Origin of the sequence: Streptomyces sp. col6 (assembly GCF_008042035.1) — a bacterium.
In the GTDB taxonomy this organism is placed as follows: domain Bacteria; phylum Actinomycetota; class Actinomycetes; order Streptomycetales; family Streptomycetaceae; genus Streptomyces.
This window is the reverse complement of sequence record NZ_RDBL01000029.1, coordinates 1045276-1061310: the sequence shown is the minus strand read 5'-3', so window position 1 is coordinate 1061310 and position 16035 is coordinate 1045276. Positions and strand designations below refer to the sequence as shown.

At 72.2% G+C, this 16035-nt stretch carries 16 protein-coding genes and 1 pseudogene; 7 read left to right on the top strand and 10 right to left on the bottom strand.

Going from position 1 to position 16035, the window contains the following annotated elements; translation table 11 throughout:
- Positions 1–507: 507 nt before the first annotated feature.
- The 4 genes from EAO73_RS34020 to pdhA are packed head-to-tail and all read right to left on the bottom strand — an operon-like array spanning position 508 to position 4958.
- Positions 508–1353 (bottom strand): DUF6457 domain-containing protein, encoded by an 846-nt coding sequence (locus EAO73_RS34020; RefSeq protein ID WP_147975296.1) that lies wholly within the window; start codon positions 1351–1353, stop codon positions 508–510.
- Positions 1354–1402: 49 nt separating this feature from the next.
- Positions 1403–2767 carry a dihydrolipoamide acetyltransferase family protein gene (locus EAO73_RS34015; protein ID WP_147975295.1) on the bottom strand — a complete coding sequence of 455 codons (1365 nt, stop codon included), beginning with the start codon at positions 2765–2767 and terminating at the stop codon, positions 1403–1405.
- Positions 2767–3798 (bottom strand): alpha-ketoacid dehydrogenase subunit beta, encoded by a 1032-nt coding sequence (locus EAO73_RS34010; protein WP_147975294.1) that lies wholly within the window; start codon positions 3796–3798, stop codon positions 2767–2769. The genes EAO73_RS34015 and EAO73_RS34010 overlap by 1 nt, the downstream gene beginning before the upstream one ends.
- Positions 3795–4958 carry a pyruvate dehydrogenase (acetyl-transferring) E1 component subunit alpha gene (pdhA, locus tag EAO73_RS34005; protein ID WP_147975293.1) on the bottom strand — a complete coding sequence of 388 codons (1164 nt, stop codon included), beginning with the start codon at positions 4956–4958 and terminating at the stop codon, positions 3795–3797. The genes EAO73_RS34010 and pdhA overlap by 4 nt, the downstream gene beginning before the upstream one ends.
- Before the next feature lie 217 nt (positions 4959–5175).
- Here pdhA and EAO73_RS34000 point away from each other — a divergent pair, with 217 nt between their 5' ends.
- The gene (locus EAO73_RS34000; protein WP_147975460.1) at positions 5176–5682 is read left to right on the top strand and encodes an Lrp/AsnC family transcriptional regulator; all 507 of its coding nucleotides are present in this window, start codon (positions 5176–5178) and stop codon (positions 5680–5682) included.
- Positions 5683–5747: 65 nt separating this feature from the next.
- On the opposite strand, the gene EAO73_RS33995 is transcribed toward EAO73_RS34000, so the two are convergent.
- The gene (locus tag EAO73_RS33995; RefSeq protein ID WP_147975292.1) at positions 5748–6350 is read right to left on the bottom strand and encodes a TetR/AcrR family transcriptional regulator; all 603 of its coding nucleotides are present in this window, start codon (positions 6348–6350) and stop codon (positions 5748–5750) included.
- Positions 6351–6473: 123 nt separating this feature from the next.
- Between EAO73_RS33995 and paaN the strand changes: the two genes are divergently transcribed.
- Complete coding sequence (paaN, locus tag EAO73_RS33990; protein ID WP_147975291.1) at positions 6474–8174, top strand: phenylacetic acid degradation protein PaaN; 1701 nt, start codon at positions 6474–6476, stop codon at positions 8172–8174.
- Between the two features lie 82 nt (positions 8175–8256).
- Here the strand turns inward: paaN and EAO73_RS33985 are convergent, their stop codons facing one another.
- The 3 genes from EAO73_RS33985 to EAO73_RS33975 are packed head-to-tail and all read right to left on the bottom strand — an operon-like array spanning position 8257 to position 11014.
- Entirely contained in the window at positions 8257–8976 is a 720-nt protein-coding gene (locus tag EAO73_RS33985; RefSeq protein WP_147975290.1) for a TrmH family RNA methyltransferase, read from the bottom strand.
- Positions 8973–10217: an HTTM domain-containing protein gene (locus EAO73_RS33980; protein WP_224756572.1), complete on the bottom strand. Its 1245-nt coding sequence runs from the start codon at positions 10215–10217 to the stop codon at positions 8973–8975. Before EAO73_RS33980 ends, EAO73_RS33985 begins: the two co-directional genes overlap by 4 nt.
- 2 nt (positions 10218–10219) lie before the next feature.
- Positions 10220–11014: a DUF5819 family protein gene (locus EAO73_RS33975; RefSeq protein WP_147975288.1), complete on the bottom strand. Its 795-nt coding sequence runs from the start codon at positions 11012–11014 to the stop codon at positions 10220–10222.
- Positions 11015–11117: 103 nt separating this feature from the next.
- On the opposite strand from EAO73_RS33975, the gene paaA reads away from it, so the two are divergent.
- Genes paaA through EAO73_RS33950 form a run of 5 tightly spaced genes read left to right on the top strand, consistent with a single transcriptional unit; the run spans position 11118 to position 14675 of the window.
- Complete coding sequence (paaA, locus tag EAO73_RS33970; RefSeq protein WP_147975287.1) at positions 11118–12137, top strand: 1,2-phenylacetyl-CoA epoxidase subunit PaaA; 1020 nt, start codon at positions 11118–11120, stop codon at positions 12135–12137.
- Positions 12134–12424 (top strand): 1,2-phenylacetyl-CoA epoxidase subunit PaaB, encoded by a 291-nt coding sequence (gene paaB, locus EAO73_RS33965; protein ID WP_018522127.1) that lies wholly within the window; start codon positions 12134–12136, stop codon positions 12422–12424. Before paaA ends, paaB begins: the two co-directional genes overlap by 4 nt.
- Positions 12421–13122 carry a 1,2-phenylacetyl-CoA epoxidase subunit PaaC gene (gene paaC, locus EAO73_RS33960; RefSeq protein WP_147975286.1) on the top strand — a complete coding sequence of 234 codons (702 nt, stop codon included), beginning with the start codon at positions 12421–12423 and terminating at the stop codon, positions 13120–13122. The genes paaB and paaC overlap by 4 nt, the downstream gene beginning before the upstream one ends.
- A complete protein-coding gene (paaD, locus tag EAO73_RS33955; protein ID WP_147975285.1) occupies positions 13116–13616 on the top strand; it encodes a 1,2-phenylacetyl-CoA epoxidase subunit PaaD in 501 nt (166 codons plus the stop codon). Before paaC ends, paaD begins: the two co-directional genes overlap by 7 nt.
- The gene (locus tag EAO73_RS33950; protein WP_147975284.1) at positions 13617–14675 is read left to right on the top strand and encodes a 2Fe-2S iron-sulfur cluster-binding protein; all 1059 of its coding nucleotides are present in this window, start codon (positions 13617–13619) and stop codon (positions 14673–14675) included. It abuts the gene before it with no gap.
- Between the two features lie 82 nt (positions 14676–14757).
- On the opposite strand, the gene EAO73_RS33945 is transcribed toward EAO73_RS33950, so the two are convergent.
- A complete protein-coding gene (locus EAO73_RS33945) occupies positions 14758–15102 on the bottom strand; it encodes a rhodanese-like domain-containing protein (protein WP_093707949.1) in 345 nt (114 codons plus the stop codon).
- Between the two features lie 45 nt (positions 15103–15147).
- A pseudogene (locus EAO73_RS33940) lies at positions 15148–15930 on the bottom strand (hypothetical protein); the annotation flags it as partial.
- Positions 15931–16035 lie beyond the last annotated feature (105 nt).

Genomic DNA, 16035 nt, shown 5'->3' with positions numbered 1-16035 from the left:
GAGCACGCCCCCGGGCGGGCCGTCCGGCCGGTCCACCGGATCCTCGGGTGACTCCCCCCGGCCGGACGACTGGCTCACCGGCCTGCAGAACGACTGGCCGGGCACCCCGTCCTCCGGAGAACCGGGCCCCCGTCCCGCCGATGAGCCGCACGCCCGGAGGGACCGAGCCCCGGGCGTGCGGCTCATCGGCGGGACGGGGGCCCGGTTCTCCGGAGGACGGGGTGCCCGGCCAGTCGTTCTGCAGGCCGGTGAGCCAGTCGTCCGGCCGGGGGGAGTCACCCGAGGATCCGGTGGACCGGCCGGACGGCCCGCCCGGGGGCGTGCTCTCCGCGTCCCCGGACGCCTGCCCGCTCACCAGGGCCAGAGCCTGGGCGACGGCCCGCTCCTCATCGGCCCGGTCCTCCGCCGTTGTCGACCCCGCGTCGCGCGTTCCCCCGGACGTACCGGCACCCCTGGTAGCACCAGCGCCTCCGGGCGCACCGGAACCCCCGGGCCGCCCGGCCCCCGTCACGGCGTCTCGTTCTCGTTCGCCCAGCGAAGCGCCAGCGCCTCCGCCTTGCGGGCGGCCTCGGCCACCGCCTCGGGTCCGTCGCCGCTCGCCCTGCCCGCCGCGTAGCCGACCAGGAAGGTCGTCAGGGGCGCGGCGGGCCGGGCGACGCCGTGGGCGGCGTCACGGGCGAGGTCGAGCAGGAGGCCGGTGTCGACGTCGAGTTCGATGCCGAGTTCTTCCTTGACTGCGGTGATCCATTCGTCCAGCACCGTCCCATGGTCCCTGATCCGGGCACGGGCCGAAGCGATGTCCTCCCAGGTGTCGCAGTCGAATGAGGCGAGCGGTGCCGCCTTCACCCGGCGCAGCGTCAGTTCCCCGGTGAGCAGCCGCAGCGGAAGCCCGGCCAGGCCGCCGTGCTCGGCGGCGAGGAGGGCCAGTTCACGGCGGAGCGGCTCGGCACGGTAGACAGCGACCAGCGGCTGGTCGCGCCCGTCCTCGTCGGAGCACAGCGCGCCGTCGACGCCGTCCTCCCGCCCCGAGCCCGCCACCAGCACCCGGACCGTGTCGGCGCCGAGGAACGGCAGGTCGGCGGAGAGCACGAGCACGCTCTTGGCTGAGGTGTGCCGGACTCCGGCGTCGAGCGCCGCCAACGGGCCCCCACCGTGAGGGACTTCGCGCGCCCAGATCACCGGACGCACGGTGGGCCGCCGGTCCCCCACCACCACGGTGGTCCCGGCGTCGGCGCAGGCGGCGAGCACCCGGTCGAGCAGCGCCCGGCCGCCCACGCGCAGGCCGGGCTTGTCGGCACCGCCCAGCCGCTTGGCGGCCCCTCCGGCGAGAACGATGGCGTCGTAGGCGGTCATGCCCCGAGTATGAGGGCCCGGCCGGCCCGCCCCGCCTGCCCGTCCCCCTCTACAGACTCCGCAGGAGCAGCGCCGGCTGCTCCACACAGTCCGCCACGTACCGCAGGAAGCCTCCGGCGGTGCCGCCGTCGCAGACCCGGTGGTCGAAGGTCAGGGAGAGCTGGACGACCTGGCGGACGGCGAGCTGCCCCTCGTGCACCCACGGCTTGGGGACGATGCGGCCGACGCCGAGCATGGCGGCCTCGGGGTGGTTGATGATCGGCGTCGATCCGTCGACCCCGAACACCCCGTAGTTGTTGAGCGTGAACGTGCCGCCGGTCAGGTCCGCCGGCGTCAGCGTGCCCGTCCGGGCGGCCTCGGTCAGCCGGGCGATCTCCGCGCCGATCGACTCGGTGGTGCGCGCGTGGGCGTCCCGTACGACCGGGACGACCAGGCCCCAGTCGGTCTGCGCCGCGAACCCGAGGTGGACCTGCGGCAGCCGTACGATCTCGCGCGCCTCCTGGTCCACCGTCGAGTTGAGCTCGGGGTGGCGGGCCAGGGCGGCCGTGCAGATACGGGCGAGGAGCGCGAGAACGGACACCTTGGGCGTCCCGGGCCCGGCGACGGCGTTCATCGCGGCCCGCGCGGCCATCAGCTCGGTCGCGTCGGCGTCGACCCAGCAGGTGGCGTCGGGGATCTCCCGCCGGCTGCGGGCCAGCTTGTCGGCGACCGCGCCCCGCACTCCGCGCAGCGGGATCCGCTCGCCGGAGGAGGCGGGGACCGCGAGGGACGGGGCGACCTCGGGTGCGGGCGCCTCGGCCGCGGACCGGATCGCGGACTCGACATCGGCCCGCAGGATCAGCCCGTCGGGCCCCGATCCGGCGAGCCGGCGCAGATCCAGATCGTGCTGCCGCGCAAGCCTGCGTACGAGGGGAGAGACCACGGCGACCGGTCCGAGCACGGGCTCGGGAGCAGGCGCGGGCGTGGGGGCCCGGGCGGGCGTGGGGGCCGCGGCCTCGTGAACTACCGGCGCGGCAGGCACCGCGACCGCAGCCTTCAGCCCCTCCGGCCGTACCCGCCGGCGCCGTGCGGGCGGCGCCCCGGTCCCGTACCCCACCAGCACGTTCCCCGACCCGGAATCCTCCGCACCGGACGCCGCGGCCGGGCCGTCCCCGGAAGGCTCCGCGGCGGACCCCACCGCCACCGTCAACAACGGCGCACCGACCGGCAGCTCCGTGCCCTCGTCGCCGAAGCGGGCGGTCACCACACCTCCGTACGGGCAGGGCACCTCCACCATCGCCTTGGCCGTCTCGACCTCGACGACGGGCTGGTCGATGGCGACGACGTCCCCGACCTCCACCAGCCAGCGCACGATCTCGGCCTCGGTCAGGCCCTCGCCGAGGTCCGGCAGCTTGAACTCAAGAACCTGGGCCATCAGTTGTCCGCCTCCCACTGGAGCCGCGCGACGGCGTCGAGGACCCGGTCGACACCGGGAAGGTGGTGACGCTCCTGCATCGGCGGCGGGTAGGGGATGTCGAACCCGGCGACCCGCAGCACCGGCGCCTCCAGGTGGTGGAAGCACCGTTCGGTGATCCGGGCCGCGATCTCGCCGCCGGGCCCGCCGAAGCCGGTGGACTCGTGGACGACGACCGCGCGCCCGGTGCGGCGGACCGAGGCGGTGACGGTCTCGTCGTCGAACGGCACCAGCGAGCGCAGGTCGACGACTTCGAGGTCCCAGCCCTCCTCGACCGCGGCCTGCGCCGCCTCCATGCAGACGGGCAGCGACGGCCCGTACGTGATCAGCGTGGCGCTGCGACCGGGGCGGCGTACGACGGCCCGGCCGATGGGCTCCACGGCGGTGGGGTGCTGCGGCGACCAGTCCGCCTTCGACCAGTACAGACGCTTGGGCTCCAGGAAGACCACCGGGTCGTCCGAGGCGATCGAGGCCCGCAGCAGCCCGTACGCGTCCTCGACCGTGGCCGGCGTGACGACGTGGAGACCGGGGGTCGCCATGTAGTACGCCTCGGAGGAGTCGCTGTGGTGCTCCACGCCCCCAATGCCGCCCCCGTAGGGCACCCGGACGGTGATGGGCAGCGGCATCGCGCCGCCGGTACGGTTTCGCATCTTCGCGACATGGCTGATGAGCTGCTCGAACGCCGGATAGGCGAAGGCGTCGAACTGCATCTCGACGACCGGCCGCAGCCCGTACATCGCCATGCCGACCGCCGCCCCGAGGATGCCCGCCTCGGCCAGCGGGGTGTCCGTGCAGCGCTCGTCGCCGAACTCCTTCGCCAGGCCGTCGGTGATCCTGAAGACCCCGCCGAGCGTCCCGACGTCCTCACCGAGGACGTGCACCGAGGGGTCCTCGGCCATCGAGTCGCGCAGCGCGCGCCCCAGTGCCTGGGCCATGGTGGCGGGCTTGGCCTTGGCCGTCCGCTCCCCGGCCGTCGCCGCTGCCGTGGTCATCGCGCCGTTCCCCCGTCGTCCGTGCCGTGCCGGTCGCTCTCCGCGTCCAGTTCCTCGCGCAGCCGGGCAGCCTGCTCGCGCAGTTGCGCCGTCTGCTCCGCGTACACATGGGCGAAGAGGTCCATCGGGTCGAGCACCGGGTCCGCGTTCATCCGCTCCCGCAGCGCAGCCGCCATCCGCTCGGCGGCCGCCCGCGCCTCCTCCACCCCGTCGTCGTCGAGCAGCCCGCGCCCCGTCAGCTCCCGCTCCAGGAGCTGGACCGGGTCGTGATCGCGCCACGCCTCGACCTCGCTGTCCCCTCGGTAACGGGTCGCGTCGTCGGCGTTCGTATGCGCGTCCATCCGGTACGTGACCGCCTCGACGAGCGTCGGGCCGCCGCCGCTCCTGGCCCGCGCGACCGCCTCGGACAGCACCTGGTGCACCGCCGCCGCGTCGTTGCCGTCGACCAGCCGGCCGGGCATGCCGTACCCCACCGCCTTGTGCGCCAGGGACGGGGCCGCGGTCTGCTTGGCCAGGGGTACGGAGATGGCGAAGCCGTTGTTCTGCACGAGGAAGATCACCGGGGCCCGCCAGACGGCCGCGAAGTTCAGCGCCTCGTGGAAATCGCCCTCACTGGTGCCGCCGTCGCCGACCATGGCGAGCGCGACCACGTCGTCGCCCTTGAGCCGGGCCGCATGGGCCAGGCCCACCGCATGCGGCAACTGGGTGGCGAGCGGGGTGCAGAGCGGGGCGATGCGGTGCTCACGCGGGTCGTAGCCGGTGTGCCGGTCACCGCGCAGCAGCGTCAGCGCCTCGACCGGGTCGAGCCCGCGTGCCACGGCCGCGAGCGTGTCGCGGTAGCTGGGGAAGAGCCAGTCGCGCTCCTCCAGCACCAGGGCGGCCGCGATCTCGCAGGCCTCCTGCCCGGTGCTCGACGGATAGACCGCGAGCCGGCCCTGCTTGGTCAGGGCCGTCGCCTGGGCGTTGTACCGCCGCCCGCGCACCAGCTCGGCGTAGAGCCGCAGCAGCAGCTCGGGATCGGCGTCGGCCACGGCGTCCGTACCGAGCACCCGGTACGGCTCGGGGTCCGGGAGCAGCGGCGCGGGGTCGGTGAGAGGCTTCCAGGCCGGGGGCGGCGTGGGCCGGTAGGCGGCCGCACCGGGCAGCTCTTGGACCGTCATGACAGGCACCTCCGAGCATCGAGGGGTGTCGACATATGGTGATATATCGAAAACAGCGGCGGGGCACAGGTGTGGCGTGCCTCACCTACCGATTGTTCGGTCGCGAGCGCATTTTGGCTACAGGCACCATCAGCCTGTGGACAAACGGTTCTCCACAGCCTGGGATGGGAACAGGTCGTCCAGGACGGGGAGGCGCGGGAACATGGCAGCTGAACAAATGGCCGACGGGGGCGAGGGGGCCGACCGGGTTCCTCCGGCGCGCCCGCTGGATTCCATCGACCGCGCCATCCTGCGACTGCTCCAGACGGACGGCCGCGCCTCGATACGGTCGGTGGCCGACCGCGTCCACGTCTCGCGCGCCAACGCCTACGCCCGGATCAACCGACTCATCGAGGACGGCGTGATCCGGGGCTTCAGCGCGCGTGTGAACCACGAGCGGGCGGGGGAGGGCGCCTCCGCGTACATCACGCTCAAGATCGTCCAGAATTCCTGGCGCACCGTCCGCGAACAGCTCCAGGCCCTGCCGGGAGCCACCCACATCGCCCTGGTCAGCGGCGATTTCGATGTCCTGCTCCTGGTGCACACACCGGACAACCGGACGCTGCGCGAACTGGTGCTGACCCGCATCCAGGCCATTCCGGAGGTGCTCTCCACCCGCACCCTGCTGGTCTTCGAGGAAACGGATCTCGCCCCCGGCCCGGAGCGCCCCACAGAACTCGGCTGAACGGATACGCGGAGGAACCCGCGCACGCGGAGCGCGGCGGTCACGGATGTGGACCTACGCGGCAGTCAACGGCCCGCCGGGCCGGACTTCATGCCGTCGAAGGCCAGTTGGACCACGGTGTCGGCGAGACGTTCGCCCTCCGCACCCCCGTCGGGCAGCGGGCGGTACCACTCCACCAGGGAGTTGACCATGCCGAACAGCAGCCGGGTCGCGAGCCGTATGTCCACGTCGGAGCGGAGATCGCCGTCCGCGACGGCGGCCTTGAGCAGTTCGGCGACCCGCTGGTCGAACTCGCGACGCCGCTCCAGGGCCCAGCGCTCGGTCTTCGTGTTGCCCCGCACCCGCAGCAGCAGGGTGACGTAGGGGAGTTCGGATATCAGCACCTCGACGGTACGACGAGTGACGTACTCGACCCGCTCGATCGCGCGGCCCCGGGTCGCCCCCGGCTCGTCGAGGATCTCGAACAGCCCGTCGAGGGCGCGGCTGACCGCCCGCCGCAGCAGCTCTTCCTTGCCCGCGACGTGGTGGTAGATGGACGACTTGGAGATACCGGCCGCCTTCGACAGGTGCTCCATGGACGTGCCGTCGTAACCGCGCTCGTTGAAGACACGGACGGCGACGGTCAGCAGAGTCTCCGGTGTGTACGTGTCCCGCTTGGCCGTGGTCATGTCCGCGATCCTCCCCTACGAGTTGTCCACAGGTTTCGTGGGCCCCCTTGTCCCGACCGATCGTTCGGTTACTCTAACTCTGTCCGCCCGTCCCTGCCCAGCTCGATGAGGAGTTGGTCCGCCATGGCCGCCGAGCTCTCCCCGCACCTGCTGTCCGAGAGGCACCGCCCCACGCTGGACCGGGCCCTCGAAGCGATCCGTACGCGGGACTACTGGTCCCCGCACCCCGAGCACCCGAAGGCGTACGGGGAGGGCGGCGCTCCGGGAAGCCTCGGTGCCGCCGAGGGCAAGGCCGCCTTCGACGCCGTGCTGCACACCCGTCTCGACCTGGGCCAGCCCGGCACCGACGGCTGGACCGGCGCAGAGGTCTCTCCCTACGGCCCCGAGCTGGCCGTCGAGTATCCGCACGCGGACCTGGACGTGCTGCTCCCGGCGATGCGCGCGGGCATGCCCGCCTGGCGCGAGGCGGGCCCGGAGACCAGGGCCCTGGTCTGTATGGAGATCCTGGCGCGGATCAGCGCCCGCACCCATGAGTTCGCCCACGCCGTGATGCACACCAGCGGCCAGGCCTTCATGATGGCGTTCCAGGCGGGCGGCCCGCACGCCCAGGACCGCGGCCTGGAAGCCGTGGTGTACGCCTACGAGGAACAGCTCCGCGCGCCCCGGACCGCCGACTGGTCCAAGCCGCAGGGCAAGCGCGATCCGCTCGCGCTGCACAAGTCGTTCGTCCCGGCGGGCCGCGGCATCTCGCTGCTGATCGGCTGCAACACCTTCCCCACGTGGAACGGCTACCCCGGCCTCTTCGCCTCCCTCGCCACGGGCAACCCGGTCCTGGTCAAGCCCCACCCCCGCGCGGTGCTCCCGCTGGCCCTCACCGTCCAGCTGGCGCGCGAGGTGCTGGCCGAGGCGGGCTTCGACCCCAACCTCGTGGCCCTGGCCGCCGAGCGTCCGGGCGAGGGCATCGCCAAGACGCTGGCGGTCCGCCCCGAGATCAAGATCATCGACTACACGGGCTCCACGGAGTTCGGGGACTGGCTGGAGGCCAACGCCCGCCAGGCCCAGGTCTACACCGAGAAGGCCGGCGTCAACACCGTCGTCGTGGACTCCACCGACGACTACCGCGGCATGCTCGCCAATCTGGCGTTCTCGTTCTCCCTGTACAGCGGCCAGATGTGCACCACCCCGCAGAACGTGCTCATCCCCCGGGCCGGCATCACCACGGACGCCGGCGACAAGACGTACGACGACGTGGTGGGCGACATCGCCGCCGCGGTCACCGGGCTCCTCGGCGACGACGCCCGCGCCAACGGCCTGCTCGGCGCGCTGGTCAACCCGGAGGTGAAGGCCCGTCTGGAGGCCGCATCCGGGCTGGGCGAGGTGGCGCTGTCCTCACGCGAGGTGGCCAACCCCGACTTCCCGGACGCGGTCGTCCGCACCCCCGTGATCGTGAAGCTCGACGCCGCCAAGACGGAGGACGAGCCGCCCTACCTCTCCGAGTGCTTCGGCCCGGTGTCCTTCGCGGTCGCGGTCGACTCGACGGCCGACGCCCTGGAGCTGCTCCGCCGCACGATCCGCGAGCAGGGCGCGATGACGGTCGGCGCGTACACCACGTCCCCGGAGGTGGAGCGCGCGGTGGAGGACGTCTGCCTGGACGAGTCCGCCCAGCTCTCCCTGAACCTCACCGGCGGCGTCTACGTCAACCAGACGGCCGCGTTCTCCGACTACCACGGCTCGGGCGGCAACCCCGCAGCCAACGCAGCCCTCTGCGACGGCGCCTTCGTCTCCAACCGCTTCCGCACGATCGAGGTCCGCCGCCAACGCTGAGACATGCCGGCCCGTCCGGCGCTTGAGGACCGGGGGCCCGGGGGCGGAGCCCCCGGTTACGGGGGCCCGAGCCCGCCCCACCTCACCCAGGAATCACCGCATACCGCGCCACCCACGCATGCATCGCGATCGCCGCAGCCGCCCCCGCGTTGATCGACCGCGTAGACCCGAACTGCGCGATCGAGCACACCATCGCCGCCCGCCGGCGCGCCTCCTCCGTCAGCCCCGGCCCTTCCTGCCCGAACAGGAGCACACACCGCCGGGGCAGCTCGGTCCGCTCCAGCGGCACCGCCCCCGGCAGGTTGTCGATCCCGATGATCGGCAGCCCCTCGGCCGCCGCCCAGGCGGTCAGGCTCTCCGTGTCGGGGTGGTGCCGGACATGCTGGTAGCGGTCGGTGACCATCGCCCCTCGGCGGTTCCAGCGGCGCCGCCCGACGATGTGCACCTCCTTGGCCAGGAAGGCGTTGGCGGTCCGCACCACGGACCCGATGTTGAAGTCGTGGCCCCAGTTCTCCACGGCCACGTGGAAGTCGTGGCGGCGCAGATCGAGGTCGGCGACGATCGCCTCACGGGTCCAGTAGCGGTACTCGTCGCCCACGTTGCGCCGGTCGCCCCCGGCCAGCAGCTCGGGGTCGTACCGCTCGTCCTCGGGCCAGGGCAGCGGATGCGGCCCGACACCGATCTGCGTCCCGAACCCCTCGTCGTACTGCACGGGCTCGTCGCCCACGGGCTGCTCGCCGGAGGGCTCGCCGAGAGGCCCCCCGCTCCTGCTGGTACCGGTGCTGCCGGTCTCACTGCTCACCGGACGAGGGTATGGGCCCCGTCGTCGTCCCGCTCCGGGGCCTCCACACCATCGTCGGCGGCGCGCGGCGCCGGAACCCGGCCGCGCCGTCGGAACAGCCACCGGCGCCCGAGGGCCGTCCGACCGCCCAGCCACACCAGGAAGGCGGTCGGCAGGAAGACCGCGTCCGCGGCGATCATGGCCATCGAGAAGAACGGGAGTCCCAGCAGGAGCGCGATCCCCACGTGCTCACAGATCATCGCGCCGAGCAGGACGTTCTTGACGCGCCGGTTGAAGAGGGTGAAGGGGAAGGCCACCTGCACGATGACCGTGGCGTACGACAGCACCATCACCATGACGCCGCTGGAGGCGAGGAGGTCCGACAGGGCGGGCCACGGAGTGAAGTACTCCAGCTTGAGCGGGTAGTACAGCGCGGTGCCGTCCTGCCAGCGCGAGCCCTGGATCTTGTACCAGCCGGCCGTCGCGTAGATCAGACAGACCTCGGCCATGATCACGACGAGGGTGGCGTTGTGGGCGAGGTTGGCGATGACGTCGAGGAGGGTACGGAGTTCGTTGCGCGGCGCGTAGCGGTTCACGGCCCACCAGGCGCCCTGGCCGGTCCACAGGGCCCACAGGAGGACCGGCATCCATACGGTTCCGCCCAGGCCGCCCGCCACGGTGGCACCGATGAGAAGGACCCCCAGCACCACCCACAGCGCGATCCCGGCCGCTTCGCCGGGCACCCGCCGCCCACCGGTCTCCTCGCCGGCCTCCGCAGCCGCCTCGCGGCTCCGTGCCCGCCGGGCGTCCAGCGACCAGACCTGTCCGCAGCGGGTCAGCACCAGGTAGATGGCCATCAGATGGATGACGTTGTCGCCGCCGTCGCCCATGAAGATGCTGCGGTTCTGCAGCGAGAGGACTCCGGCCATGAAGAGGACGGAGACGGCACGGGTGTGCCAGCCGAGCATCAGCAGGAGTGACGAGACCAGCGCCAGCGCGTAGACGATCTCGAACCAGAAGGCGCTGTCGGACCACATCAGAACCGTGAAGGCCTGGTTGCCGGATATCAGCTGCTGCGCCAGGTCCCAGCGCCAGGGCGCGTCGGGACCGTACATCTCGTGCCGGTGGGGCAGCTCGCGGAGCAGGAACAGCAGGAAGGTGGCGGAGAATCCGATCCGGATGACGGCGCTCTGGTACGGACCCAGGGCCGAGGCAGTGACGCGCTGGATACCGCGGGCGAGCCCGCGGTCGGGGCGAGGCATGCTCACTGGTCCGCCTCCTCGGAGCCGGCGGCGCCCTCGGGCAGGTCGTCCGCGGTGACCTTCCACCAGGGCAGGACCCGGTAGGACGGCCCGGTGCTGATCTTCTCGTCGCTCCACTCGGGCGCCTCGACGGCCCGTACCTCGGACCTGACCTGAATCCTGAGGACGGTCTCACCGTCGTCGTGGCCGCTGAGGCGCAGCATCACGAGACGGCGGACGTACTTCTCGGAGAGGGTGCCGCGCAGGCCGTTGGCCCGGTTCTTGTCGTCGTGCGATCCGACGTAGAAGTCCCAGGCCCGGCGGAGTTCGTTCTGCTGGACGTGGCTGGGCAGCAGATTGCCCCGTATGGCCCGGCCGTCCTCGGCGGAGAGGTCCCGCCAGGACGTGGTGCGGGGGCCTTCGGGGCCGGCTATCTCCGTGCGCACCTGCACGGCGACGTTCTGCTGGAGCGGGTTGGGGGCGAAGAGCTTCCAGTTCTGCTCGAACTCGGGGTAGACCCATTCGTCGACGGCCGCGCCGTGCTGCTTGGTCAGCGTGTTGGAGGGCGCGACGTGCAGGAAGACCATGGCCAGCTGCGCGCAGGCGATCACTCCGAAGAGCGCGAGCGCCACGGCGGCGACGATCTGGTACGGAAACGAGAGTCCGGCCATCCCGCCGGCGGGCGCGGGCACCTCTGCCGGGTCGGGAGCATCCGCGGGGGCGGCAGCCTCGGCGGGGGCGGGTCCGTCCTCCGGAGTCCCGACGGCGGGAGCGGGTCCGCCCTCGGTACCGGCGCCCCTGTCGTCGTCCGAATCCATCCCGCCCCGATCCCGTCGGTTATCCACAGGGTTGACACCCTACGGGCCCCGGACTCACCATTGAAGACATTGAACCGAACGATCGGTCGGCAGGGAGTCCGGGATGGCGGCAGTGACTGCGAGCCAGACAGCGCAGGCGGCAGCGGGGAGTACGGAGGGGCCGGACGCCGCTCTGCAGGCGGCGTTCGACGCCGCGGTGGCGGCCGACGAGCGCATCGAGCCGCGCGACTGGATGCCGGATGCCTACCGCGCATCGCTGGTCAGGCAAATGGCCCAGCACGCCCACTCCGAAATCATCGGCATGCAGCCGGAGGCCAACTGGATCACCCGCGCTCCCTCCCTGCGCCGCAAGGCCATCCTGATGGCCAAGGTGCAGGACGAGGCGGGCCACGGGCTGTATCTGTACAGCGCCGCCGAGACCCTGGGCACCGGCCGCGAGGAGCTGCTCGACAAGCTCCACGCGGGCCGCCAGCGGTATTCGTCGATCTTCAACTACCCGACGCTGACCTGGGCGGACGTGGGCGCGATCGGCTGGCTCGTGGACGGCGCCGCGATCACCAACCAGGTCCCGCTGTGCCGCTGCTCGTACGGCCCCTACGCTCGCGCGATGGTCCGCGTCTGCAAGGAGGAGTCGTTCCACCAGCGCCAGGGCTACGAACTGCTCCTCGCGCTGAGCAACGGCACCCCCGCGCAGCACGAGATGGCCCAGGACGCGGTGAACCGCTGGTGGTGGCCCTCCCTGATGATGTTCGGCCCGCCGGACGACGCCTCGGCCCACTCGGCACAGTCGATGGCCTGGAAGATCAAGCGGCATTCCAACGACGAACTGCGGCAGCGCTTCGTGGACATCTGCGTCCCCCAGGCCGAAGCGCTCGGCCTCTCGCTCCCCGACCCGGACATCCGGTGGAACGAGGAACGCGGCAGGCACGACTTCGGCGCGATCGACTGGACGGAGTTCCAGGAGGTCCTGAAGGGCAACGGACCGTGCAACGAACAGCGCCTCACCCAGCGCCGTCGCGCGCACGAGGAAGGCGCCTGGGTCCGGGACGCCGCCGCCGCGTACGCCCGCAAACACACGCCCGGCGCGGAACGGGCCGTACCGAACGGAAAGGCGACAGCATGAGCAGCTCGACGGACTGGCCGCTGTGGGAGGTGTTCGTCCGCTCGCGGCGCGGGCTCTCCCACACCCACGCCGGCAGCCTGCACGCGCCGGACGCCGAGATGGCCCTGCGCAACGCGCGCGACCTCTACACCCGCCGGTCCGAGGGGGTCTCCGTGTGGGTCGTGCCCTCCGACCGGATCACGGCGTCCTCGCCGGACGAGAAGGACTCGTTCTTCGAACCGGCCGGCGACAAGCCCTACCGGCACCCCACGTTCTACGAGATCCCGGACGGGGTGAAGCACCTGTGACCGCGGCCCTCGCCCTGGGCGACGACGCGCTGGTGCTCTCGCACCGGCTGGGGGAGTGGGCGGGTCACGCCCCGGTGCTGGAGGAGGAGGTCGCCCTCGCGAACATCGCCCTCGACCTGCTGGGCCAGGCCCGGCTGCTGCTCTCGCTCGTGGGCGACGAGGACGAGCTGGCGTACCTGCGCGAGGAACGCGCCTTCCGAAACCTCCAGCTGGTCGAGCAGCCGAACGGCGACTTCGCCCACACCATCGCCCGGCAGCTCTACTTCTCGGTCCATCAGCAGGGCCTGTACGAGCAGCTGGCCGCCGGCGACGGTCCGTTCGCGGGGATCGCGGCCAAGGCGGTCAAGGAGGTCGCCTACCACCGGGACCACGCCGAGCAGTGGACGCTGCGCCTCGGCGACGGGACGGATGAGAGCCATGAGCGGATGCAGCGGGCGGTGAACGCGCTGTGGCGCTTCACCGGCGAGCTGTTCCAGCCGGTCGAGGGCGTCGACGTCGACTGGCAGGCGCTGCACAGCCGCTGGCTGGAGGCCGTCACCGACGTCCTCGGCCGGGCCACCCTGACCGTGCCGACGGGCCCGCAGTCCGGCGCCTGGACGGCGGGCGCGGGCCGGCAGGGCATCCACACGGAGTCCTTCGGCCGGATGCTCGCCGAGATGCAGCATCTGCACCGCAGCCACCCGGGGGCGTCATGGTGACCTGGACATCCGTCGAGGAGGAGCTGCTCAGCCTCGCGGGCTCGGTCCCCGACCCGGAGTTGCCGGTGCTGACGCTGGAGGACCTGGGCGTGGTCCGGGGCGTGGAGATGAGCGAAGCGGGCCGGGTCACGGTCAGGCTCACGCCGACCTATACCGGGTGCCCGGCGATAGAGGCCATGTCCGCGGACATCGAGCGCGTGCTGCACGACCACGGTGTGGCCGAGGTGTCCGTGGAGACGGTCCTGTCCCCGGCCTGGTCGACGGACGACATCAGCACCGAGGGACGCCGGAAGCTCGCCGAGTTCGGCATAGCTCCGCCCCGGCCCCACGACGCCACGTCCGGCGGTCCGGTGCCGCTCACCCTGTCCGTGCGGTGCCCGCACTGCGGCTCCACCGATACGGAGCTGCTGAGCAGGTTCTCCTCCACCGCCTGCAAGGCGCTGCGGCGCTGTGTGGCGTGCCAGGAGCCGTTCGACCACTTCAAGGAGTTGTAGATGTTCCATCCGCTCCGGGTCAGCGGGATCGAGCGGCTCACGGACGATTCGGTGGCTGTCACCCTCGCCGTCCCGCCGGACCTGCGCGAGACCTTCCGGCACAAGCCGGGCCAGCATCTCAATGTGCGCTACACCGTGGACGGCGAGGAGGTGCGCCGCTCGTACTCGATCTGTGCCCCGGCCGCCGAGCACCCGGCCGCTCCGGCGCTGCGCGTGGGCATCCGCCTCGTGGACGGCGGCGCCTTCTCCACGTACGCCCTCAAGGAGCTACTGGTCGGGGACACGATCGAGGCGATGCCCCCGATGGGCCGCTTCGTCCTGTCGCCACGGGCCGGCCGGTTCGCGGCGATCGTCGGCGGCAGCGGCATCACCCCCGTGCTGTCCATGGCGGCCACCCTGCTCGCCCGTGAACCGGACGCCACGTTCTGCCTGATCCGCAGCGACCGGACCGCCGCGTCGACGATGTTCCTGGACGAGGTCGCCGACCTGAAGGACCGCTACCCCGACCGGTTCCAGCTGGTCACCGCCCTGTCCCGGGAGGAGCAGCAGGCCGGTCTGCCCTCGGGACGGCTGGACGGCGAGCGGTTGGCCGGGCTGCTGCCCGCGCTGCTGCCGGTGGCCGGGATCGACGGCTGGTACCTGTGCGGGCCGCTGGGCCTGATCCGGGCCGCGGAAGGCGCGTTGCACGGGCTGGGCGTGGACCGCTCCCGCATCCACCAGGAGATCTTCCACGTGGAGGACGGGCCGGACACCCCCGCCGGGCCCCGGGTCGAGACCCCCGTGGGCAGCACGCTGACGGCGACCCTGGACGGCCGGTCCGGCACCTGGCCGGTGGAGGACGGCGAGTCGCTGCTGGAGACGGTGCTGCGCAGCCGTGCGGACGCCCCCTACGCGTGCAAGGGCGGCGTCTGCGGGACCTGCCGGGCGTTCCTGGTCTCGGGCGAGGTGCGGATGGACCGCAACTACGCCCTGGAGCCGGAGGAGACGGGCGCGGGTTATGTGCTGGCCTGCCAGTCCCGTCCGGTGACCGAGGAGGTCGAACTCGACTTCGACCGCTGACCGCTGACCACTGGCCGCTGGCCACCGGCCACGGCCCCTCGGCCCGCCCGGGAGCGATCCCGGGCGGCGGCTCCGGCCTGTGTCAGGCGACGAAGGCCGGTGCGCCGTTGTCGGTAACCATCGGGCGGCCGGCGCCGTCCCAGGCGAGCATGCCGCCGTCGATGTTCACGGCGTCGATGCCCTGCTGCACGAGGTACTGGGTGACCTGGGCGGACCGGCCGCCGACCCGGCACATCACATGCACGCGCCGGCCGTCCTCCACCGCCTCGGTGACCTCACCGAAGCGGCCCACGAAGTCGCTCATCGGGATGTGGAGGGCGCCGTCGACGTGTCCGGCAGCCCACTCGTCGTTCTCCCGCACGTCCAGCACCAGGCCGTCCGCAGGTACGGAAGCGACGTCGACCGTGGGAAGCGGGCCGAAATTCATGGGTCATGCCTTCTCTCGTCAGTGCGCTCGGAGTCACCGAAAACGCTACTGCACCAGAGCCGCGAGTTCCGCCTCACGCTGCGAGACCTCGCCCAGCAGCTGTTCGGCGATCTCCTCCAGCAGGTGGTCCGGGTCGTCCGGGGCCATCCGCAGCATCGCGCCGATCGCGCTCTCCTCCAGGTCCTGGGCGACCTCGGTGAGCATCTCCTTGCGGTGGGACAGCCACTCCAGCCGGGCGTAGAGCTCGTCGGCCTCGCTCAGTTCGGGCTGCGGCGCGACCGGCCCCGCCTCCCACTCACCGGCCAGTTCCTTGAGCAGCCCCTCGTCCCCGCGACCGTAGGCGGCGTTGACGCGTGCGATGAACTCGTCCCGCCTGGTCCGTTCCGCCTCGTCCTGCGCCAGGTCCGGGTGGGCCTTGCGGACCAGGTCGCGGTAGAGCTTGCGCGCCTCCTCCGTGGGCCGGACCCGCTTGGGCGGACGGACCGGCTGCTCGGTCAGCATGGCCGCCGCCTCGGGGGACAGCCCGTCGGAGTCCATCCAGTCGTGGAACAGCTCGTCCACGCCGGGCATGGGCATCACGACCGACCGCGCCTCCGCCGCCTTGCGCAAGTCCTCGGGGTCACCGGTCCTGGCCGCCCGCGCCTCGGCGATCTGCGCGTCGAGCTCGTCGAGCCGCGCGTACATCGGGCCCAGCCGCTGGTGGTGCAGACGGGAGAAGTTCTCCACCTCGACCCGGAACGTCTCCAACGCGATCTCGAACTCGATCAGCGCCTGCTCGGCCACCCGCACCGCGTGCGCGAGCCGCGCCTCGGGCCGCTCCGGCGCCGCAGCCCCCGCCTCGCTCGCCCCACCGCAAGGAGATGCTCACCGAGGTCGCCCAGGACCTGGAGGAGAGCGCGATCGGCGCGATGCTGCGGATGGCCCCGGACGACC